The following is a 19,591-nucleotide window of genomic DNA, read 5'->3' as shown; positions in this document are numbered from 1 at the left end:
AGTCTAGAAACCCTTATGCGATAAGAGGCTTTTCTAATTCACATCAGGCGTAAGTTATAAGTGAAACATTACGAACTCTTAACTTCTAACTCATAACTCCTAACTTTTAAAGCCCACTGAAATTGTAACCAACTCCTAACAACAAGCCTACATCAGTTTCATCGAAAAATCCGGCATTTATAGCAGCTGTTGCCGTAAATTGAGAAGTTAGAGGCACATCAATGCCAGCAGATGCTAAAAAGGCAAATTGCGAATCATCACCAGTTTTATAAGCTGCACCTACTCCGACGTAAGGTGCGATCGCTAATGGTTCAGTAAAAGCATCTGCTGATTTGAAGGTAAAATCGTAGGTGATCGGAAGTAGAACTGTGGTGTTGTCCCCAAATACGGCTGAGGGTCGCACTGATACAGAATTTGTCAGTCTGATTTTGCTAACTACTGCAAAGTTACCGTCACCCAAAGACGTGTCACCACCACTCAAACCAATGTTAGCAGCGATGCCAAGATAACTACTACCACCACTTGTAGTTCTACCTAAATCAATATCCGATTGCGCCACCTTGGTAGCAGATGGTTGAGAAGTAGTTTGAGAAGTCGGTTGTACAAATTCAGAGGTAAGCGTTGCAGATGAAGTCGCCACTGTGCCTGGAACGGGTGTGGATGTTACACTAGCGTTTTCCTGCATTGCAGTGTTGGGCAACTGCTCTACCTTAGTTAAATTTGTGACTGTAAAAGTCTTAGTTGTTTCTGTAGAGAGATTTTGGCTTTCAGTGTCTAATTCTAGATTAAACTCGTTGGGAGACGCTACGGTCACGAAAGGTTCAGTTAATGGCTGACTGCTCACCTTGTCTACTGTCTGGGCGCTTGCAGATAAACCGCTACTCAGGAATGCAAGAGCAGCTAAACTTGGCAACCAAAAAACACCTTTACGAAGAAAAATAGTATTCACATTCACTCCTAAAACAATGTTGCCACGAAAAATAAAGGTTTTTGTTGATTTAGTCAACAAGTTCGGGCAATACTCAAAATTTAACATCAAAAAATCGGTTTTTGCATCCTGACTTTACTTGACATCTCTAGTTAATATTTACTAGTAAAAAATTAAACACTATAGCAATCTTGAATCATTCGTGAGAAACAAGATCCCCAACAACTTTTACAAAGTCGGGAATCTGTGGGTTGCAATTTTCACAAATTAAATAGAATTGCTATATATTTATTTTGAATATCCTGAATTTGACAGATGACAAATAGTCTCTTTGCCTAAAATTAAGATAGTGTTTGTTAAGGAGGCGATGCCTACGGCGGGCTGCGCCAACGCAATTGCGACCTCTCTCATGAAGGTAAGAGGTTTTTTATTATAGCTGCCTTGCCGCCAAAGGCAGCTAGATTGTGAAGTGATATTACAAAGCTTGCAAAAATATTTAGAAATTGCCTACAAGGCAAACATAGCTCTAACGTAGAACCTATTAGGAGAGACTTGAGGCAAATGTGATGAGCGAAAATAATATTCAAAAGTATCGGTTTGTCTGTACCTTGACTTTCGGTGATATCTACGGTCAAATAATTGTTTGGTTGATTACAATTACCTTAAGTTTGGCATCAGCTTTGGCGCTGATGGGTGCCAAGCGGCCCGTGTACGCTTTAGCAACAGCGGGTCTCGTCGTTCTGCTATCGCTACCTTTCTTGTTGTTTGCGTTTGTCACTACCTTGTTAAATCATATTGAAGTCAGTCCTGTAGGGCCGGGAACCAAAATGGAACCTATACCAGGTAATGTGTCTCAGCAACAACCTGTACAAGTAACTAGCTAAAGAGTTAGGAGTTATGAGTTATGAGTTATGAGTTATGAGCTTTTGCAGCAGCAGCCCCGCGCTCAATTGCGTTGCATGAGCGTCGGGAAATGTCACTTATAAGTCACTCTATCTGTGCCATAACTCTTTGTTTTTAACTTTTCACTCCTAATTTCAAAATTTTTTATAACGTCCCTGTCTATAGGCAGGGATTTTTTTGTAGAGATGCGACTGTCAAAAGTCAAAAGTCAAACAGATATACAGCATAAGCGTTTTATTTACGCGCCCGTTGTACTAGCTGATTAATCACGTCTCTACAATAGAACAGCAGTGGTTTGCAATCAGGGGGCTAATTATGCTGGAACACGATGTGATTATTGTCGGGGGTGGATTGGCGGGATGTCGCGCTGCTGTAGAAATTGCCCGCACTGACCCTAGTTTAAATATTGCTGTGGTTGCCAAAACCCACCCAATTCGTTCTCACTCGGTTGCGGCTCAAGGTGGTATGGCTGCATCGCTGAAAAATGTTGATTCCGAAGATAGTTGGGAAGCACACGCTTTTGATACTGTCAAGGGTTCTGACTACTTGGCAGACCAAGATGCTGTGGCGATTCTCGCCCAAGAAGCGCCAGATGTGGTGATTGACTTGGAACATCTCGGCGTTTTGTTCTCTCGCTTACCCGATGGACGCATTGCCCAAAGGGCTTTTGGCGGACATTCCCACAACCGCACTTGCTACGCTGCTGACAAAACAGGTCACGCAATTTTGCACGAATTGGTTAACAATTTGCGGCGTTATGGGGTGCAAGTTTACGAAGAGTGGTACGTGATGCGTCTTCTTTTAGAAGAAAATGAGGCGAAGGGTGTGGTAATGTTCCATCTTTTGGATGGACGTATTGAAGTGGTGCGGGCTAAGGCGGTGATGTTTGCTACTGGGGGTTATGGTCGCGTTTATAATACTACCTCTAATGATTACGCTTCTTCAGGTGATGGTTTGGCAATGACTGCGATCGCAGGTTTACCCCTGGAAGATATGGAATTTGTCCAGTTTCATCCCACTGGTTTATATCCAGTAGGGGTACTGATTTCAGAAGCAGTGCGAGGAGAAGGGGCGTATCTAATTAATAGTGAAGGCGATCGCTTTATGGCGAATTATGCACCCAGTCGCATGGAACTAGCTCCTCGTGATATTACCTCACGAGCGATCGCTTACGAAATTCGCGCCGGACGTGGTATTCATCTCAATGGAAGTGCTGGCGGCCCCTTTGTCTATCTGGATCTACGCCATTTAGGCAAAGAAAAAATTATGAGTCGCGTTCCCTTCTGTTGGGAAGAAGCCCATCGTTTAGTAGGTGTTGACGCAGTAACTCAACCGATGCCAGTCCGTCCGACAATTCACTATTGTATGGGTGGTATACCAGTTAACATCGATGGGCAAGTTCGTAGTAGTGGCGATGGTTTAGTTGACGCTTTCTTTGCTGCGGGTGAAACAGCTTGTGTTTCCGTACATGGGGCGAATCGCTTGGGCAGTAATTCTCTGCTGGAATGTGTCGTTTATGGCAAGAGAACTGGGGCTGCGATCGCCAAATTTGTGCAAAAACGTAAGTTACCCTCTATAGATGAGCAACGGTATGTAACAGAAGCCCAGCAACAAATTCAAGCTTTGCTAGAACAACCAGGACAGTACCGTATTAACCAAGTCCGTGAAGCTTTTCAGGATTGTATGACTGAGTACTGCGGTGTTTTCCGCACTGAGGCATTAATGACTGAAGGTTTGCAGAAACTAGAAGAAATACAACACAAATACCCGCAAATTTATTTAGATGACAAAGGTAGTTGCTGGAATACGGAACTTGTAGAAGCCTTAGAATTACGAAGTTTGATGGTAGTAGGGCAGACCATTTTAGCATCAGCCCTAAATCGCCAAGAAAGTCGTGGCGCTCATTTCCGCGAAGATTATTCACAGCGAGATGATGCTAACTTTCTCAAACACACAATGGCTTACTATTCACCAGCAGGAATTGATATTCAATATAGATCGGTGGCGATTGCTATGTTTGAGCCAAAAGAGCGGAAGTATTAACCAACGACTTTACAAGTTTTGCAAAGGAAGAATCGCTGTATTCAGGATTCCAAATGAGCTTACCTTTCTCACCGGGATATACTGCTCCCTCTTTGTCGCGCCACTCGAAGTATATTTCGATTGGCATTTTCAAATTCTTCATTAAGTGCAAAGTGTTACGCCAAGCAAGATTTGAATCTACACCTTGTATCGAAATGTTTACCTCTGGCAAGTAATGAAAACCAGAGCTAATTTTTTCACCCTGAACGACATGAGATAGAGTTAGTTTGATCAGATTCTCTACAGAAAATCCTTGTTGAATAGCAATTTCATGCGCTGCATCAACGATTTTGTTCCAGTTCGGTTGATGAATTTCCTGACCACCAATTACGGCTTGCAGCACTCTAGTATGGTGTAAATTGCTTGCAGCATCAGGTTCAAGAACTCTATAGTTCTCGGTTTCAGAAACTTGCTGAGGCTGGTAACGTGCCTCATACTCATTCAATAACTTCTCAATAACAGTGATGGGTGTATCCTCGAAAGGCACAGCCAGGGCTTGAAGCCTCTTGTAAATGGGATTAGGTATTCTGATAACTGGCATCGTAATATATGCTTGTATGTTTACTATATTTATATGAATGTAACACATTTATATATAAAATCTCAGCCGCCACATAACCTCATGCCAACACAGAAACAATCGGATACAGCGATATTCCTTTGTCAGTTACTTTCTAATCTGTATCAGCCTATCCAGGTTTTCCGCTACGACCAAAAGCTGAAAACACTTTATATTCAAGCTGGTTTGAACGATGAGATTTCAGTCATAATTGATCAAGATGGGAATTGGAAATTTGTTCTATGATGCAAAACCTCAACCAGATGACCAATACTGAAATAAAACGATATATTTCAGAACATAGAAATGACGAAGAAGCGTTTCGGGCTGCATTACAAGTTTTGATGAGTCGTTCTGACTTCTCTACACAACACCCTTATCCTTTCGATCTTGACAATCCTGAGAGTGAGGTAGAAGCTCTTCTCTTAGAGAAACTCAATCGAACTGAGTGATTGCCTATCTATCGTCCATAGTTTAAATTCAGGCTTAGTAAAGCTTTGCGTAAGTTCGTAACGAATTGACAAAGAAAAACTTTTGAGGGTAGGGTGAGCAACAGGAACTATCCTCAAGCATCCAAGATATAATTGGTCAGCAAAAAAAGCTACAGAGTTTTGCGATCGCACCTACAGAATGTAGGATTTAGCAGTAAGTGCGAATATATTTTCTGTATGCCGTAAAATTCTTACTATAAAAACAAAATTTTTATTTAAAATATGAACGATTCACAAACTTGGTATATTGTCAAGCGTTCTGCTGGAAACTGTGAAATTATCCCCAACGACCAAGTTGGCGACAATAATTTAGAAATTATAGAACAGTGGGGGCCTTTTAGTTCGCAAGAAGAAGCGATCGCTCGGCGGGTTGGACTGATTAGGGCGGGGAAGTGCCAACCGGTTTAAATTAGGAGTTAGGAGTTAGAAGTTACGTCTAATGTCAATTAAGTCTAGAAACCCTTGTAATTTCGTGGGTAGTCCCAAAACTACGATTTTGGGCGAGTCTAGAAACCCTTATGCGATAAAAGGCTTTTCTAATTCACATCAGGCGTAAGTTATAAGTTGACAATGATAGTTTTTATTCCTAACTCCTCACTATTGACTCCTAACTTTATTCCTAACTCTTCATTTTTCTGCTGTCGGTGTGCCCTTAACAGCAATTTTTTTACCTATGACTTCCACTGCTTTAGCAAATTGAGGGTCTGCTAGAGTAGCAAGTTTGTCACGTTCATGAAGCCACAAATCCTCCATCTGCTTTTTGGTCAAATCCACCTTCACATCTGGCGAAATGCCTTTGTGATTGATATCTGTACCATTGGGGGTATAGTAATGAGCAATTGTCACCGCCAATCCTGAACCATCTTCCAGAGGACGCACCGATTGCACTAGTCCCTTACCAAAGGTTTGAGTCCCGACCAAAGTAGCACGCTTATTATCCTGTAAAGCCCCTGAGAGGATTTCACTGGCACTAGCTGAACCTTTATCTATCAACACCACCAATGGTTTAGTTGTTAAGGCTTTTCCGTTTGCCTCTTCTTTTTCTGCCTCTCCTTGGCGTTCAACGGTGGAGACAATCTTACCTTTATCTATCCACATCCGGGCAATATCCACACTGGAGAAGAGTAAGCCGCCTGGATTACCACGCAGATCCAGAATATATCCAGCAACCTTTTTGCTTTCTAAATTTTTGATGGCTGTTTGCATTTCTTTACCAGCATTAGCGCTGAACTGATTCAAGCGGATGTAACCAAGATTTCCTGCTGGGGTTTTCTTTTCAGAAAACTTAACTGGATGGATTTCAATTCGCGCCCGTGTAATGTCAAACTGTTTTGTCTTACCATTGCGCCCAATTGTCAAGCTGACTTGCGATCCTGCCTCACCCCTAATCAAGGATACTGCCTGATTAGTATCCATCCCCTTAGTATCTTTGCCGTCAATTTTGAGGATGATATCTTTTGCTAAAACACCAGCTTTAAAGGCTGGTGTATCCTCGATTGGCGCAATTACAACCAATTGCTTGGTTTTTTCATCCTGACTAATCGTGATGCCAATACCTGTCAATTCTCCAGAGGTATCCACTTGCATATTCTTGAATTCCTCTGGGTTCATAAAGCGGGTGTATGGATCATCCAGCTTTTTGAGCATTTCCCGAATGGACTTATACGCATCCTGCGGATTACTGTAGGACTTGCTCAAGTATTCCTTACGAACAGCCTGCCAATCTACCTGATTAAAAGTACCGTCTACATATTGGCGCTGGACAATTTGCCAAACTTCATCTACTAGTTCTTTGGGACTTGCTTTAAATAAAGCCTGACCTCGTGAGTGAATGCCAAGGCTAGTAACAGCGATCGTGGAGAGTGTCACTACCGTAGCACCCAAAACAAGCCTATTTTTTGTAATCACCATAATGACAGCTGCGTCAGAGGGAAAATTTATAGTCAGTATGCTCAATCTAACACAGGCTACCACTTACAGACCAAGTATGTATTCTTAATTTAAACAAGATACTTGACAATCAGGCGATCTTGGTGGTTAAAAGATACAAAATTTTTAAGAATTGGGGAATGGGGAATTGGGAATTGGGAATCGATAAGAGATAGTGGGGACAAGGAAGAGGGGGGGAGACAGGGGAGAGACTTGTTGAATAATTCTCCCCTTATCCTCCCTGTTCTCCTTGTCCCCCTCATCTCCCCCTCCCCTCATCCCCCTCTACGGTTCTAGCCAGCGCTCATCTGCCTTAATGAGGTTAATTAATTCCTCTACACCTTTGTCTTCTGGGACTTTTTTAATCTCTTCTCGACCACGATACAAAGAAATATAACCAGGTGTTTTGCCAACATAGCCATAGTCGGCATCTGCCATTTCTCCGGGGCCGTTGACAATACAACCCATAACTGCAATGTCTAGCCCAGTTAAGTGTTTAGTGGCTTCGCGGACTTTGTGCAGCACTTGCTCTAGATTAAACAAAGTGCGTCCACAGGAAGGACAAGCGACGTATTCCACCATCGTTTTTCGCAATCCCAAAGCTTGGAGAATGCTATAACAGACGGGAATTTCTTTTTCTGGTGCTTCTGTAAGGGAGACACGAATTGTATCGCCAATGCCATCAGCAAGTAACGTGGCAATACCAGCTGTGGATTTAATTCGCCCGTATTCGCCATCACCGGCTTCGGTAACGCCTAAATGTAACGGGTAATCCATACCCAGTTCATTCATGCGCTTGGCGATGAGGCGATAGGCGGCTACCATCACAGGTACTCTTGAGGCTTTCATGGAAATTACCAAGTTGTGGAAATCCAAAGATTCACAAATACGGATGAATTCTATGGCAGATTCCACCATTCCTTCGGGAGTGTCACCGTAAGTAAATAGCATTCTTTCAGCAAGAGAACCGTGATTTACCCCAATTCGCATCGATTTTCCTTGATCGCGCAAAGAAACTACCAGAGGTTCTAAGGTTTCGCGGATTTTATCGCCAATTTCGTCAAATTCGCTTTTAGTATATTCAGTTCGATTGATGTTTGGCTTTTCAAACACATACAACCCCGGATTAATCCGTACTTTCTCTATGTGCTTGGCGACTTCCACAGCGATTTTTAGCCCGTTGTGATGGACATCAGCCACAATTGGCACGTTTTGGTAAGTTTTTATTAATTTTTGTTTAATTTCCCCTAAAGCTTTAGCATGAGCCATACTTGGCACTGTGACGCGGACAATTTCACAGCCGATTTCGTGCAGACGACGAATAGCAGCCACGGAACCATCAATATCAAGAGTGTCTTCGTTAATCATTGACTGCACCACAACCGGGTAGCCCCCGCCAATGGTGACATTTCCCACCTTTACGGGGCGGGTTTTACGCCGCTTGATAGTTGTATCAAAGGTAGGTTGGCTGGATGTAGTATTTGAAGCATCTACTATGGGCAGAGTTTGCATAACCTGATTAGGTAAATTTGTTGTCGTTAAAATATCAGATTTGATAAATCTCTGTTTCCCAGATTGCCACAGGTGGTGGCTCTTTTGGTGATTCGATAGAAAAAATGGAGAATGAGACAGGCAAAGAAATAAAGAGCAATTCAAAGGTTTTGCTCATTTATAAAGATATATTGCTGAAAAATTCTTTCAAGTGAGTAGCTTGAGTAGCGATCGCGCAGGTTTCACAGGAAAGCTTAAGGAAGCGATCGCTAAATTTATGTATTGATAATACAAATTTACTATTAAGTAAAGAGGATGAGGAGCGATCGCCCTACCACCAGCTAAATTAGACTTATCACTAAATTCTTTAACGCCCATGCTAGAAAAAACATCTACATTCCAGAAAGTCATAGAAGCGGTAGAAGCATTAGATCCAGAAGCTCAGGCTATTCTTGTGGATATTATCCAAAAGCGCCTCAAACAACAGCGACGGGATGACTTATTAAAAGCGGTAGCAGAAGCTCGTGAAGCTTATGCTAAAGGGGAAGTACATAGTGGAACTGTTGCTGATTTAATGGCGGAGTTAGATGATTGATGCAACTGCTATGGAGTGCAAGATTTATTCGAGATTTTAAGCGTTTAGCCCGTCGAAATCCAGAATTACGCTCTGTAGTTGAGCGAAGATTACAACAACTTGCTGAAGATCCGTTTTACCCTAGCTTGCGTACTCATAAACGTTTTACCTATCCTGACTGATTTTCGCCTTCTTTGCAAAAAACTGGGATGCTCCCCATAGACTACAACAATCGGATTCTATTTGAGTTTGTTCCTCATCCCGTTTCTGGGGAATTAGTAATTTCTTTGTTGACCTTAGGTTCTCATGATGATGTTTACTAAGGTAAGGCTAGACTTAAAAAATATTTGGGGATTGAAATCATAGATGTTATTACAGAATAAAAGCGGCTGTAATTATGAACACCCAAATAACACCCCAACTACTAATTCCTCCACACTTCAACCCTGAAGAAGTGAGCAAAGTCTGGCGCGTACCTTACCAAGAACGTGCTGCTGAAGCTGAAATCTGGGCGAAACAACACGACATCAAACCAGCATCTTTAGATAAAACTCGTATTTGCCTACTGTTAATTGATGTCCAAAACACCTTCTGCATCCCCGGCTTTGAATTATTTGTAGGTGGAAAATCTGGTAATGCGGCGGTAGATGATAACGTCAGGTTGTGTGAGTTTATCTATCGAAACTTGGGAGTAATTACAAAAATTGTACCCACCCTGGATACCCATACAGCAACGCAAATTTTCCATCCAATCTTTTGGGTGAACACTGCGGGAGAACATCCTACCCCAGCAGCGACTAGCATTACACCAGCAGATATCCAACAAGGTATTTGGAAAGTCAACCCAGCAGTTGCTAACACTGTTACTAATGGGGATTATGAATTATTAGAAAAACACGCTTACCATTACCTTAAGCAACTCAGTCAAGACGGTAAATATCCTCTCACTGTTTGGCCTTATCATTCTATGTTGGGTGGTATTGGTCATGCTTTAGTTTCATCAGTGGAAGAAGCGATATTTTTCCACGGCATGGCGCGTCAGAGTCAAACGCAATTTGAAATTAAAGGTGAAAATCCTTTAACAGAAAACTATTCCATCTTACGTCCAGAAGTATTGGAAGATTTTGAACAACGTCCACTTGCTCAAAAGAACACGCGCCTGATTAAACAACTTTTAGAATATGATGCAGTAATTATTGGTGGTCAAGCTAAAAGTCACTGTGTCGCTTGGACAATTGACGATTTATTAACAGAAATTAAACAGGTAGATGCTACCCTGACGAAAAAAATCTATCTGCTAGAAGATTGCACTTCTCCCGTTGTTGTCCCCGGTGTTGTGGACTACACAGAACAGGCAGATGCAGCATTTGCAAGGTTTGCAGAAGCAGGAATGCACATCGTAAAATCTAGCGAATTTGGGAATTGGGCATAGGGCATGGGGCATGGGGCATTGGGTTTAGTAGTTTCCCTTGTCCCCTATTCGCTATTCCCTACTCCCTACTCCCTACTCCCCATTTCTTCATTTCTTCAAATAACCCTTGGGATCTTGCGCTACCCAACCAAGAGATGAGCTAGAACGCACTTCAAAATGGAGATGCGGTTGAGTGGATGTTGGTTTGCCACTAGTGCCTACTGTTCCTAGTAAGTCTCCTTTTTTCACTTGTTGACCGACAGTAACTTTGATACTATCAAGCTGGGCGTAGCGGCTTTGAAGTCCGCCACTGTGGTTAATAATGACTAATTTGCCATAAGAACCTTGATCGCTGGCAAAGGCTACAGTTCCAGGTGCGATCGCTTGCACATTAGTACCAACTGGTGCTAATAAGTCAACACCACTGTGGAAGAAAACTTCACCTGTCGCAGGATTAATTTGCCAGCCATAAGCTAATCCTACAGTTGCCACTTGTGCTAAGGGATATCCAGACAAAGATGCACGGTTTGGTGCGCCTGCATCAGTAGGTAAAGGCGACTTAGTTACAACACCATTAGGCGACCAATTTACCCCCGGAACAAACACGATTCTGGGGTTTTGTTGGCAGCCATTCACCTCAAACAGGCTATCAGCACGAACTTTGTATTGTGTCGCCACTTGTCGCCAAGTTTGATTGCGAGGCACTTCGACTACAATCCCATTGTAAGGAGGAATCTGAAGCACACTACCAACGGCGGCAGCTGCACCATTCTGCAAAGCTGGATTCATGCCGATAATAGTTGTCGGAATGAGATTGTAGCGCTGCGCTATGCTCTCCAAAGTTTCGCCACGAACAACTTTATGGCGTTGGAAGCGAGATAAGGCTGGAGTTGAGCAACCACCCACAGCAGCCTTAGCACTGTTTGAGTATGGCAGTATGCTTACTAGGCCCAAGGCGCTAAGTAAGCTACAGAGAAACAGTTGACGAAAGGGTAAAGTCATGTATACAGGTCAAGAGCGCATTAACTTTAGATTTTAGATGGGAAGAGTGGGGAGTGGGGAGTGGGGAATGGGGAGTGGGGAGTGGGGAGTGGGGGAGCAGGGGAGCAGAGGAGAAGTAGCAGTAAGTCTTTCCCCTCTGCCCCTCTGCCTCTTGTGCCCAATGCCCCATGCCCAATGCCCAATGCCCCATGCCCAATGCCCAATACCTAATTCTTCGTAAATTGATCTGTCCACTTGCCGTTAGCTTGACTACACTTAGAAATTAGCAACTGCATTGCTGTTCTTGAGCAAAACAATTATGAAGTTATCCTTAAAGCAATTGGCGGTTTATGTGTTTTTACTGGTAATTGGCGGTGGTGCAGGTTTGTTTGGCAGTCGCTATCTCATTCCACAAAATCGCTCGTTCCAACAACTAAAAAATGTAACAATGGCTTCGCCGCCAGAATCCGTAGTTCCGAATTCTCCTAACGGAGCTATTGGGGCTACTGGTGGCGATAACGTGAATTTTATTGCGACAGCAGTGCAAAAAGTTGGCCCGGCTGTAGTGCGAATTAATGCGACTCGCAAAGTAGCCAATCCCATCTCTGACGCTTTGAAAAATCCCATCTTGCGGCGATTCTTTGGTGAGGATGACCAACCAATTCCTCAAGAACGCATTGAGCGCGGTACAGGATCGGGATTTATTTTGAGCGAAAATGGGGAATTACTCACCAACGCTCATGTAGTGGCAGATACAGATACAGTACAAGTTACTCTCAAGGATGGTCGGAGTCTAGAGGGTAAGGTGGTAGGAGTTGATTCTGTAACAGATGTGGCGGTGGTAAAAATAAAAGCGAATGATTTGCCGACTGTAAAACTGGGCAATTCGCAAAATCTGATCCCAGGACAATGGGCGATCGCTATTGGCAATCCTTTGGGTTTAGATAATACTGTCACTATCGGTATCATCAGCGCTACCGATCGCACTAGCACTCAAGTTGGTGTCCCAGATAAGCGAGTCAGCTTTATCCAAACTGATGCTGCAATTAACCCTGGTAATTCTGGTGGCCCCTTATTAAACGCCCAAGGTGAAGTCATTGGTATTAATACAGCCATCCGCGCTGACGCTCAAGGACTTGGTTTCGCCATCCCCATTGAAACCGCCGCCCGCATCGCCAATGAACTTTTTACTAAAGGGCGTGTAGAACATCCTTTCTTGGGTATTGAAATGGCAGACCTTTCTCCCATCAGAAAACACCAGATTAATCAAGAAAATCAGCTGAACATTCAGCAGGATGCAGGAATTGTAATTAAAGGAGTCACAGATGATTCCCCAGCTAAACGTGGAGGACTGCTTCCTGGAGACGTGATTCAAAAATTTAACGGTAAACCAGTCAAAACTTCAGCCCAAGTTCAGAGGCTGGTAGAGTCGAGCAAAGTTGGAGACATAATAGCTATCGAAGTCAACCGCAGCGGTAAAATTCAAATCTTTAAAGTTCAATCAGGAGCTTATCCTGAAAGGAAGTAGTCAAAATAATTCGTAATTCGTAATTCGTACTTACAACATGCTCTCTACGAGACGCTAAAAGCGTAGCTTGCAACTCTTACAGAGTACGCAAACTCGCTAACGCTGTGCTATAAGTGGAAGATTGAACTTTCCATAAATGTCTTGTTGACCACTCCATTTTAATTCAGTGTCGGCTGCTATACCTTTTTTAATTACGAATTACGAATTAGTAATTATTTGGTCAATAGTCCTAGAATGTTTGACTACTGACTATTAATTATTGACCATTAGACAAATGCTCTAACTGCATTCTTTGTTCCATCTGGCGCAGAAAATACCCCGTCATCATGGCCGACGCTAGAAGTCCAGCTAAATTCTCCCGATCTGTTGTGATTTGCACGTTAAAATTTTCTGCCGGGAGCATTCCCACTAGCCCTTGGACATTTTGCGAGATGATTTGTTTAATTTCGGGGCTGGCGGACTGAGCAACCCTAGCTAAAACATCAGGAGACTGATGCTGTAGATATTTGAGTAATTGATTAGGGTATTCCTCAGAGTGGTCGGAAAGAAGTTGATTCGGGTGTTCCTCGGAGTTGTCATTCAAAAAGTCAGGATTAAACACCATTGGCAGTTTTATTTAGCTTAATTGCTAACTCTACTCTAAACCATAGTACAAGGGTAGCGCATTCACCACGGGTATAAGTCTAGAGGAGGGCATTGGGGAATGAGGAATGGGGAATGGGGAATGGGGAATGGGGAATGGGGATTGGTTATTCTTAGTGTCTCCCTTGTCCCCCTGCTCCCCCTGCTCCCTTGCTCCCCCTGCTCCCCCTGCCCCATTCCCTACTCCCCACTCCCCACTCCCTTTAGTTCTAGTTCTAGTTCTAGTTGTTCTTCCTTTTGACTGGTAGAAAGTATTTGCGGAAGTTGTTCGATTTGGAAATACTGATGAAATTTCGGTGTTACTTGGAGCGAGTAGGAGCGAGAATCGCTGTCTCGGCGCTTGCGGATGAAACCAAGTTCAACGAGTTCTGGAACGTGCTGATATACTCCTGAACCGCGTAGGTTAATCAAGTCGCTTTGGAGTATGGGACTATTAAGGGCGATCGCTGCCAAAGTTCGCAATGCACCTACTCCCAATTCTACTGGTATCATCGTTTGCACTAGATCGTGAAAGTCAGATCGTAGTTGCAAACTGTAACCATCTGGGGTTTCTATGACCTCTAGGGCGCTATCTCGGTGGGCATAGTTGTCCATAAGTTCAATTATGCCTTCTTTGACAGTGGCGCGATCGCACGCGGCATACTCGGCGATTTCGCCGAGCGACAAGGGCTTACCCTTTAAATAGAGAATTGCTTCTATCTTCGTCGCTGTGGCTGTAATCATTTAGTCATTAGTCATTAGTCATTGGTCATTAGTCATTGGTCATTAGTACATGACAACTAACAATCAATAAGTGTGTGGCATTATATCGTAAATTGTCAAAGTATTTTTTAAAACTTTCAAATTTGGCATTGGGATTAGGGGAAAGGTAAGTACCCTATAACCTTTACCCTATTCCCTTCTTCACTCCCTCAAAAGCCTCTACTTGTAAGAATAAATTCTGCGATCGCTAAATCTTGTGGAGTGGTCACTTTTAAATTTGTTTCCTCTCCCTCGACAATTCGGACTTCGATGCCGCACTTTTCAAATAAAGCAGCATCGTCTGTTACTTCCCAACCTTGACGGACTCCTTCAGCATGGCACTGTTTCAACAACTTGACATCAAATCCTTGGGGAGTTTGTGCCGCCCATAGTTGTCGTCTGTCGGGTGTCTCTTGAATTATGCCTTGTTCATCAACAACTTTGATGGTGTCTTTGACGGGTACACCAGCAATTAAACCGGGACAGTGGCGAATGGCCTCGGCACACGAGTTAAATAAATCTGGTGTGGCTAGGCATCTGGCGCCATCGTGAATTAATACTTGTTCTGCGGCTATTGGCAGAGATTGCAAGCCATTGTAAACAGATTCTTGGCGGGTGGAGCCGCCTTGAATCAATTCTACTGGTTTAGTCAGCTTTAGATCGGCGATAATTGCTTTGAACTCTGGCCAGTCGGTAGACTGAGAAATAATCCCGATCCAACTGATTGTACTGGCGGCTTCTGCGGCTAATAAAGTCCAAGCAATAATTGGTTGCGATCGCACGAGGAGCAGGAGTTTATTGCGGTTACTCCCCATTCTTTTTCCGATTCCCGCAGCTGGAATTAGTAAATACACAGAATTCCTCAATCTTTAAGCTATATATTTTCCCCTAAAATAAGGAGCGAGTAAGCGTCAATAAATATTATGCGAGTAGTAGCCCTTGTACCTGGCGGAATTGGCGACCAAATTCTCTTCTTTCCGACTCTAGATGACCTGAAGCGCCATTACCCTAACGCTCAGATAGATGTCGTTGTTGAACCCCGGTCAAAGGCTGCCTACCGAGTGAGCAAGTCAGTTCACGAGGTGCTGTACTTTGATTTTAATGACCGTAACAGTCTGGCAGATTGGGGTAATTTAGTAGGGACGATTCGCGATCGCGAATACGATGTTGCCATTGCTGTTAAGCAAAATTGGTTGGTAGGTCTTTTACTCTGGTTGACGGGAATTCCTATACGTATTGGCTACCAAGGCAAAGGATCGGGTTTTCTTACCCATGCTGTGCCGTTCAAACCATCCCAATATGCGGCAGCAGTATATCACGACTTGCTGCAACCGTTGGAAATAAATAGCCCTGTCCCAGAATTAGCAGTAAATGTGCCCAAACCAGATATTGAGTGGGCACAAAAGGAACAAAAACGTTTAGGGGTTCATGAAACAGGCTATATCTTGATTCATGGCGGTTCTGGCCAGTTATTACAGGCTAAAGAACTGGATAAAATCTATCCTGTCGAGAATTGGCAACAAATTATTCAAGCTTTCCAACAAAAGCAGCCCGATCTACCTGTAGTGGTCATTAAGGGAACTGACGATGAGCTGTTTGTGCGATCGCTTCTGGAGTCTTCTCCAGATATCAAGGTGACAGCCCCAGATGATATTGGTAAGTTAACTGCCATAATTGCTGGGGCAAATTTGATGTTATCTACTGATAGCGCCGCACTACAGCTGAGTGTTGCAGTCCAAACGTATACCATTGCCATATTTGGCCCCAGCGTTCCAGCTAAGTTGTTGCCGAAAAACGATAAATTCCTGGCTATTGAATCCCTCACGGGAAAAACGGCGGATATTTCACCAAACACAGTTTTAGAGAAAATTTGGGGTGGCTAAACCAGTAGTTTTCCCAAACTTAGATACCTAGAACAGAGAGTAAGCCTCAAAACCTCTCTCTTTACAGGAGAGAGGTAAATGTATATTACATACAAATGAAAAGCTCTATAATTTATCACTCAGCCGTTGTCACAAATTGGCAACGGCTTTCAGTTTTAAAACGAGATTTTAAAAGGGTTTTGGCTTAAGTTTAGAGGGAAGCAATAAATGTCCAGCTTGCCATATATGTTCCCACAAATATACTGGGATAATCAGCACTACTATCGGAAACAAACCAGTCAGGAGTCGCTTTCTGCTGTCGAACCCTCTTTTCCAAACCAATTTGTAGAGATATATTCTCGTGAACAATTTTTGCATTAGCAATTTCTAGCATTTTTTCTATTGACTTTTGTAGCCACTCTGCTCGAACAAACAAACTGTGAGATGGATGATCGCCGTAGCAAAAAGGTACAATGAGAACAAGATATCCTTTGTTGTTTAGTATTTTATTCAGACAAAATTGAATAATTTCTTGATCGTCTTTTTTTTCTTCGGTCTCTTTGTTAATGCTGTGAAATAACAAACCCGCTAGCACGACTGCATCAAATTTTTTATTCTCTTCAACAAGTTCAGACAGGAAAAGCGATAAATCTTTGGTAACAAACTTTCTATTTGGGTAGAGTTTTAAACATTGTTCAATAGCTAATTCACTGTGATCGACTCCTAAATAGTCACATCGAGCCGGAAGATATTTGCTTAAAGCGCCATTACCGCATCCTAAATCCAATAAAGAGAATGAGTTTTCTGGAAAAGCGTTACTTAAAAAACCACCTGTAGGTGTATATCGTGTGACATTTTCCGGGGATTCAAAGTAAGAATAATAGTCATCTTGGAAACGTTCTTCTTCAGATGTTGCACGTTCAGGTACTAAATTTTTCATTTCAAAACCCTCATTTTGTCAAGCTTGTTTGATTACAAAATTGCTCTTTCAGAATCTTGCAAACTACTGAAAGCGTTTTAGCAAAAAAGTATAAAATCTAACCTGATTCTTGTCTAAGAAAGAAACAGGTTTCTATTATTAGCATATTTGCTATAGTTAATTTAAAAAATATCTTTTTAGATAGATAAAATTTCATCCTTAAAGGATGTTTGAAATATCGCAAAGTATACTATAGATAAATATGATTTAGTTAAGTTTTTGGTATTGATTTCGGCAAATAGAGGCGCGAAATTATACTTTGTGTCGATGCACTCATGCTTCTCTACAGAGGATTTAGGGCTTAACTGAGCGATATTGCAATATAAGAAGAATAACCTCACCGAATTTTAGATTTTAAATTTTAAATTTTAAATTCAAAATTTAGAATTTAAATTGGTTTGAAGCCCCCGAATTTAAACGCAAGAATAAATCCAAAATCCAAAATCGAAAATTTTTAATTGAAGCCCCTGCATTCATAAACCACTGCGGTCTTCTCCCAAAGGGAGAGGCTAGCGCCAACGCGAATGCGTCTCGTAGAGAAGGGGTCTCCCCAAGTAGAGGAGGCAGTGCGGTCTTCTCCCAAGGGGAGACGCCAAGGGCGATAGCGCCGGCGGCAAGCGAGTCATCGAGCGTCTGGGGTCTCCCCAAGTGGAGCAACTGCCGTCAAGTGGCGTGCATGGGGTGAATCTAAAATCCTTGCATCCAAAATCAAAAATTGTCTCACACAGTCCACTCAAAAGAAGAAAATTTTCTCAAAACTCTTCCATCACCTATTAGCTATTTAAAATATTTCAAAAAAAGCATCATCTAATTCATAACCTAGAATTTGCGCCATAGACTTTAGCCGCGAGAGACTGGGGATGTCCTGTTGTTTGAGCCAGTCACCTAAAGTAAAGATTTTATGCATCAAAAATATTTCTAAGGCTTCAGGATTATACTGGATACCTTCTTGGGAACTAAACTGATGTGGTACAAGCATGGCGGCATAACGAGCAAATTCTCCAGCTTTCCAATCTAGTAAAAATGGCAACCAGGGATATTTGGCATCTAGACGCACAAACCACAGCCGCACCTCTGGAATTTCTGAGAGTTCCCGTGGGTCGTCAGGCTGGAGATCGTAATTGACATCAAAGCGTAGCTGCTGTTCATGGGATGCAACCTCATCTGGCAGCAGTTTTTCAATCACTGTTGATGCAGGGGACAGATCCAGATTGTTAATGAAGTCATTATTGAGTGCGATCGCAATTGTCATTGATTTAGCAGCCACTTTCTTGATGCTCAACTGTAGGATCGAGAATATACAGTAGCAGCTTTCAGGGACTGACGCTACATTGATTTTTGATAGCACAAAGTCTTCTTCATAAATTAATTAGTATTTACTGATACTTTTTTACTGATAATTTCGTCAACCCATACATAGCAATCCTAAATCATTCGTGAAAAGTTAGATCCCCGACAACTTTTACGAAGTCGGGGATCTGGACACCGAGAATTTTCACAAATCAGATAGGATTGCTATAGCCTACTTGGGTAAAGTAATGCCTGCCCCAAAGTGGACATTTACAGCGATTTTAAGTTAAAGTTGTAATGAGTTTGTTTTAGATTAAGGTCTAACAAAGTAGCCGTCAACAAGCAAAAAAAATCATTATCGCCACCTGTCAACCCCTGCGGGGAAGTCAAAAGTCAAAAGTCAAAAGTCAAAATTGAAGCACGACCAGGATAAATCCGGGGGCTTGAATTAATGTTGCTTTGCATTTTTTCTTTTCCATAAATAAATTCAGGGGCTTGTATCCTTTTTTTCTTGGGTCACTTTCACAGCATCAAAAGCCAAAACATAAGTACAGGTGAGACAGCGGTGTGCAATATCATTGCATATATTAAATAACCAATAAACGTTTAGATGGGAAAATTCCCCCAACAGTTAACAAGCTGTAATATGCAAAAACAAACAATTACTACAAAACCAATTCGTTCCTTAGAAGATGCACTTGAGCGCTGTCAAATCTTGGGTATGCGCGTCAGTCGTCAGCGTCGCTTTATTCTAGAATTACTTTGGCAAGCAAATGAACATCTTGCTGCAAGAGAGATTTACGATCGCTTAAACCAACAAGGCAAAGAGATCGGTCATACCTCTGTTTATCAAAATTTAGAAGCATTATCCAGTCAAGGCATCATTGAGTGTATTGAACGCTGTGATGGGCGTTTATACGGCAACATCAGTGACTCTCACAGTCATATAAACTGTGTGGATACAAATCAAATTCTTGATGTTCATGTAGAACTACCAGAAGATTTGATCCGCAAAATTGAAGAAGAAACCGGAGTGCGGATTACTGATTATAGTATTAACTTTTTTGGCTACCGCAATCCGCAGGAGGGTTAGGGATTGGGGATTGGGGACTGGGGACTGGGGACTGGGGACTGGGGACTGGGAAAATAACCAATGCCCAATGCCCAATGCCCAATGCCCAATGCCCAATGCCCAATGCC

The 19,591-nt window shown here is 42.5% G+C and carries 22 protein-coding genes; 11 read left to right on the top strand and 11 right to left on the bottom strand.

What is annotated here, in order from left to right:
* Positions 1–106 precede the first annotated feature (106 nt).
* Complete coding sequence (locus RMY63_RS09950; RefSeq protein WP_322728559.1) at positions 107–949, bottom strand: hypothetical protein; 843 nt, start codon at positions 947–949, stop codon at positions 107–109.
* Between the two features lie 545 nt (positions 950–1,494).
* Here RMY63_RS09950 and RMY63_RS09945 point away from each other — a divergent pair.
* Positions 1,495–1,812, top strand: coding sequence for a hypothetical protein (locus RMY63_RS09945; protein ID WP_322728558.1), 318 nt, complete (start codon positions 1,495–1,497; stop codon positions 1,810–1,812).
* 334 nt (positions 1,813–2,146) lie between these two features.
* Positions 2,147–3,874 carry a succinate dehydrogenase/fumarate reductase flavoprotein subunit gene (locus tag RMY63_RS09940; RefSeq protein ID WP_322728557.1) on the top strand — a complete coding sequence of 576 codons (1,728 nt, stop codon included), beginning with the start codon at positions 2,147–2,149 and terminating at the stop codon, positions 3,872–3,874.
* Here RMY63_RS09940 and RMY63_RS09935 read toward each other — a convergent pair.
* Entirely contained in the window at positions 3,843–4,454 is a 612-nt protein-coding gene (locus tag RMY63_RS09935) for a T4SS efffector SepA family protein (RefSeq protein WP_322728556.1), read from the bottom strand. The two genes, RMY63_RS09940 and RMY63_RS09935, sit on opposite strands and share 32 nt — an antisense overlap.
* 81 nt (positions 4,455–4,535) lie before the next feature.
* Between RMY63_RS09935 and RMY63_RS09930 the strand changes: the two genes are divergently transcribed.
* From RMY63_RS09930 to RMY63_RS09920, 3 genes are all read left to right on the top strand, one after another.
* Complete coding sequence (locus tag RMY63_RS09930; RefSeq protein ID WP_322728555.1) at positions 4,536–4,718, top strand: DUF6888 family protein; 183 nt, start codon at positions 4,536–4,538, stop codon at positions 4,716–4,718.
* The gene (locus RMY63_RS09925; protein ID WP_292698651.1) at positions 4,715–4,924 is read left to right on the top strand and encodes a DUF6887 family protein; all 210 of its coding nucleotides are present in this window, start codon (positions 4,715–4,717) and stop codon (positions 4,922–4,924) included. Before RMY63_RS09930 ends, RMY63_RS09925 begins: the two co-directional genes overlap by 4 nt.
* Before the next feature lie 261 nt (positions 4,925–5,185).
* Positions 5,186–5,371, top strand: a complete 186-nt coding sequence (locus RMY63_RS09920) for a DDE transposase family protein (RefSeq protein WP_322728554.1) — start codon at positions 5,186–5,188, stop codon at positions 5,369–5,371.
* Positions 5,372–5,590: 219 nt separating this feature from the next.
* On the opposite strand, the gene ctpC is transcribed toward RMY63_RS09920, so the two are convergent.
* The 3 genes from ctpC to RMY63_RS09905 form a co-directional block, all read right to left on the bottom strand.
* Positions 5,591–6,874 carry a carboxyl-terminal processing protease CtpC gene (gene ctpC, locus RMY63_RS09915; protein ID WP_322728553.1) on the bottom strand — a complete coding sequence of 428 codons (1,284 nt, stop codon included), beginning with the start codon at positions 6,872–6,874 and terminating at the stop codon, positions 5,591–5,593.
* Positions 6,875–7,177: 303 nt separating this feature from the next.
* The gene (gene ispG / locus RMY63_RS09910) at positions 7,178–8,404 is read right to left on the bottom strand and encodes a (E)-4-hydroxy-3-methylbut-2-enyl-diphosphate synthase (RefSeq protein ID WP_322728552.1); all 1,227 of its coding nucleotides are present in this window, start codon (positions 8,402–8,404) and stop codon (positions 7,178–7,180) included.
* Positions 8,405–8,590: 186 nt separating this feature from the next.
* On the bottom strand, positions 8,591–8,761 hold the full coding sequence (locus RMY63_RS09905; protein ID WP_322728551.1) for a hypothetical protein: 171 nt from the start codon (positions 8,759–8,761) through the stop codon (positions 8,591–8,593).
* Between RMY63_RS09905 and RMY63_RS09900 the strand changes: the two genes are divergently transcribed.
* The 3 genes from RMY63_RS09900 to RMY63_RS09890 all read left to right on the top strand — a co-directional run bounded on the left by RMY63_RS09900 (position 8,760) and on the right by RMY63_RS09890 (position 10,389).
* Positions 8,760–8,978, top strand: coding sequence for a hypothetical protein (locus RMY63_RS09900; protein ID WP_322728550.1), 219 nt, complete (start codon positions 8,760–8,762; stop codon positions 8,976–8,978). The genes RMY63_RS09905 and RMY63_RS09900 overlap by 2 nt on opposite strands.
* On the top strand, positions 8,978–9,139 hold the full coding sequence (locus tag RMY63_RS09895; RefSeq protein ID WP_322728549.1) for a plasmid stabilization system protein: 162 nt from the start codon (positions 8,978–8,980) through the stop codon (positions 9,137–9,139). Before RMY63_RS09900 ends, RMY63_RS09895 begins: the two co-directional genes overlap by 1 nt.
* Before the next feature lie 215 nt (positions 9,140–9,354).
* Complete coding sequence (locus RMY63_RS09890) at positions 9,355–10,389, top strand: isochorismatase (RefSeq protein WP_322728548.1); 1,035 nt, start codon at positions 9,355–9,357, stop codon at positions 10,387–10,389.
* Between the two features lie 87 nt (positions 10,390–10,476).
* Here the strand turns inward: RMY63_RS09890 and RMY63_RS09885 are convergent, their stop codons facing one another.
* A complete protein-coding gene (locus tag RMY63_RS09885) occupies positions 10,477–11,370 on the bottom strand; it encodes a M23 family metallopeptidase (protein WP_322728547.1) in 894 nt (297 codons plus the stop codon).
* A 298-nt stretch (positions 11,371–11,668) separates the two neighbouring features.
* Between RMY63_RS09885 and RMY63_RS09880 the strand changes: the two genes are divergently transcribed.
* On the top strand, positions 11,669–12,877 hold the full coding sequence (locus RMY63_RS09880; protein ID WP_322728546.1) for an HhoA/HhoB/HtrA family serine endopeptidase: 1,209 nt from the start codon (positions 11,669–11,671) through the stop codon (positions 12,875–12,877).
* Between the two features lie 256 nt (positions 12,878–13,133).
* Here RMY63_RS09880 and RMY63_RS09875 read toward each other — a convergent pair whose 3' ends face one another.
* From RMY63_RS09875 to ispD, 3 genes are all read right to left on the bottom strand, one after another.
* Positions 13,134–13,481 (bottom strand): DUF760 domain-containing protein, encoded by a 348-nt coding sequence (locus tag RMY63_RS09875; RefSeq protein ID WP_094347414.1) that lies wholly within the window; start codon positions 13,479–13,481, stop codon positions 13,134–13,136.
* A 218-nt stretch (positions 13,482–13,699) separates the two neighbouring features.
* Complete coding sequence (gene scpB / locus RMY63_RS09870) at positions 13,700–14,242, bottom strand: SMC-Scp complex subunit ScpB (protein WP_322728545.1); 543 nt, start codon at positions 14,240–14,242, stop codon at positions 13,700–13,702.
* A gap of 188 nt (positions 14,243–14,430) precedes the next feature.
* A complete protein-coding gene (gene ispD / locus RMY63_RS09865; RefSeq protein ID WP_322728544.1) occupies positions 14,431–15,114 on the bottom strand; it encodes a 2-C-methyl-D-erythritol 4-phosphate cytidylyltransferase in 684 nt (227 codons plus the stop codon).
* Between the two features lie 69 nt (positions 15,115–15,183).
* Between ispD and RMY63_RS09860 the strand changes: the two genes are divergently transcribed.
* Positions 15,184–16,143 carry a glycosyltransferase family 9 protein gene (locus RMY63_RS09860; protein WP_322728543.1) on the top strand — a complete coding sequence of 320 codons (960 nt, stop codon included), beginning with the start codon at positions 15,184–15,186 and terminating at the stop codon, positions 16,141–16,143.
* 190 nt (positions 16,144–16,333) lie between these two features.
* On the opposite strand, the gene RMY63_RS09855 is transcribed toward RMY63_RS09860, so the two are convergent.
* Together RMY63_RS09855 and RMY63_RS09850 are read right to left on the bottom strand one after the other, a co-directional pair.
* On the bottom strand, positions 16,334–17,062 hold the full coding sequence (locus RMY63_RS09855; RefSeq protein WP_322728542.1) for a class I SAM-dependent methyltransferase: 729 nt from the start codon (positions 17,060–17,062) through the stop codon (positions 16,334–16,336).
* Positions 17,063–17,882: 820 nt separating this feature from the next.
* Positions 17,883–18,353 (bottom strand): CRR6 family NdhI maturation factor, encoded by a 471-nt coding sequence (locus RMY63_RS09850; protein ID WP_322728636.1) that lies wholly within the window; start codon positions 18,351–18,353, stop codon positions 17,883–17,885.
* 684 nt (positions 18,354–19,037) lie between these two features.
* Here RMY63_RS09850 and RMY63_RS09845 point away from each other — a divergent pair.
* Positions 19,038–19,484: a Fur family transcriptional regulator gene (locus RMY63_RS09845; RefSeq protein ID WP_322728541.1), complete on the top strand. Its 447-nt coding sequence runs from the start codon at positions 19,038–19,040 to the stop codon at positions 19,482–19,484.
* Positions 19,485–19,591 lie beyond the last annotated feature (107 nt).

This window comes from Nostoc sp. ChiQUE01b, assembly GCF_034531255.1.
Taxonomy (GTDB): Bacteria; Cyanobacteriota; Cyanobacteriia; order Cyanobacteriales; family Nostocaceae; genus Nostoc.
The sequence above is the reverse complement of the archived record's forward strand: the minus strand, read 5'-3'. Positions and strand labels throughout refer to the sequence as shown.

What these genes read in the sequence shown, in the direction of transcription:
- RMY63_RS09945 (WP_322728558.1), top strand. Translation starts at nt 1,495, where the DNA reads ATGAGCGAAAATAATATTCAAAAGTATCGGTTTGTCTGTACCTTGACT.
- RMY63_RS09940 (WP_322728557.1), top strand. Translation starts at nt 2,147, where the DNA reads ATGCTGGAACACGATGTGATTATTGTCGGGGGTGGATTGGCGGGATGT.
- RMY63_RS09935 (WP_322728556.1), bottom strand. Translation starts at nt 4,454, where the DNA reads ATGCCAGTTATCAGAATACCTAATCCCATTTACAAGAGGCTTCAAGCC.
- RMY63_RS09930 (WP_322728555.1), top strand. Translation starts at nt 4,536, where the DNA reads ATGCCAACACAGAAACAATCGGATACAGCGATATTCCTTTGTCAGTTA.
- RMY63_RS09925 (WP_292698651.1), top strand. Translation starts at nt 4,715, where the DNA reads ATGATGCAAAACCTCAACCAGATGACCAATACTGAAATAAAACGATAT.
- RMY63_RS09920 (WP_322728554.1), top strand. Translation starts at nt 5,186, where the DNA reads ATGAACGATTCACAAACTTGGTATATTGTCAAGCGTTCTGCTGGAAAC.
- ctpC (WP_322728553.1), bottom strand. Translation starts at nt 6,874, where the DNA reads ATGGTGATTACAAAAAATAGGCTTGTTTTGGGTGCTACGGTAGTGACA.
- ispG (WP_322728552.1), bottom strand. Translation starts at nt 8,404, where the DNA reads ATGCAAACTCTGCCCATAGTAGATGCTTCAAATACTACATCCAGCCAA.
- RMY63_RS09900 (WP_322728550.1), top strand. Translation starts at nt 8,760, where the DNA reads ATGCTAGAAAAAACATCTACATTCCAGAAAGTCATAGAAGCGGTAGAA.
- RMY63_RS09905 (WP_322728551.1), bottom strand. Translation starts at nt 8,761, where the DNA reads ATGGGCGTTAAAGAATTTAGTGATAAGTCTAATTTAGCTGGTGGTAGG.
- RMY63_RS09895 (WP_322728549.1), top strand. Translation starts at nt 8,978, where the DNA reads ATGCAACTGCTATGGAGTGCAAGATTTATTCGAGATTTTAAGCGTTTA.
- RMY63_RS09890 (WP_322728548.1), top strand. Translation starts at nt 9,355, where the DNA reads ATGAACACCCAAATAACACCCCAACTACTAATTCCTCCACACTTCAAC.
- RMY63_RS09885 (WP_322728547.1), bottom strand. Translation starts at nt 11,370, where the DNA reads ATGACTTTACCCTTTCGTCAACTGTTTCTCTGTAGCTTACTTAGCGCC.
- RMY63_RS09880 (WP_322728546.1), top strand. Translation starts at nt 11,669, where the DNA reads ATGAAGTTATCCTTAAAGCAATTGGCGGTTTATGTGTTTTTACTGGTA.
- RMY63_RS09875 (WP_094347414.1), bottom strand. Translation starts at nt 13,481, where the DNA reads ATGGTGTTTAATCCTGACTTTTTGAATGACAACTCCGAGGAACACCCG.
- scpB (WP_322728545.1), bottom strand. Translation starts at nt 14,242, where the DNA reads ATGATTACAGCCACAGCGACGAAGATAGAAGCAATTCTCTATTTAAAG.
- RMY63_RS09860 (WP_322728543.1), top strand. Translation starts at nt 15,184, where the DNA reads ATGCGAGTAGTAGCCCTTGTACCTGGCGGAATTGGCGACCAAATTCTC.
- RMY63_RS09855 (WP_322728542.1), bottom strand. Translation starts at nt 17,062, where the DNA reads ATGAAAAATTTAGTACCTGAACGTGCAACATCTGAAGAAGAACGTTTC.
- RMY63_RS09850 (WP_322728636.1), bottom strand. Translation starts at nt 18,353, where the DNA reads ATGACAATTGCGATCGCACTCAATAATGACTTCATTAACAATCTGGAT.
- RMY63_RS09845 (WP_322728541.1), top strand. Translation starts at nt 19,038, where the DNA reads ATGCAAAAACAAACAATTACTACAAAACCAATTCGTTCCTTAGAAGAT.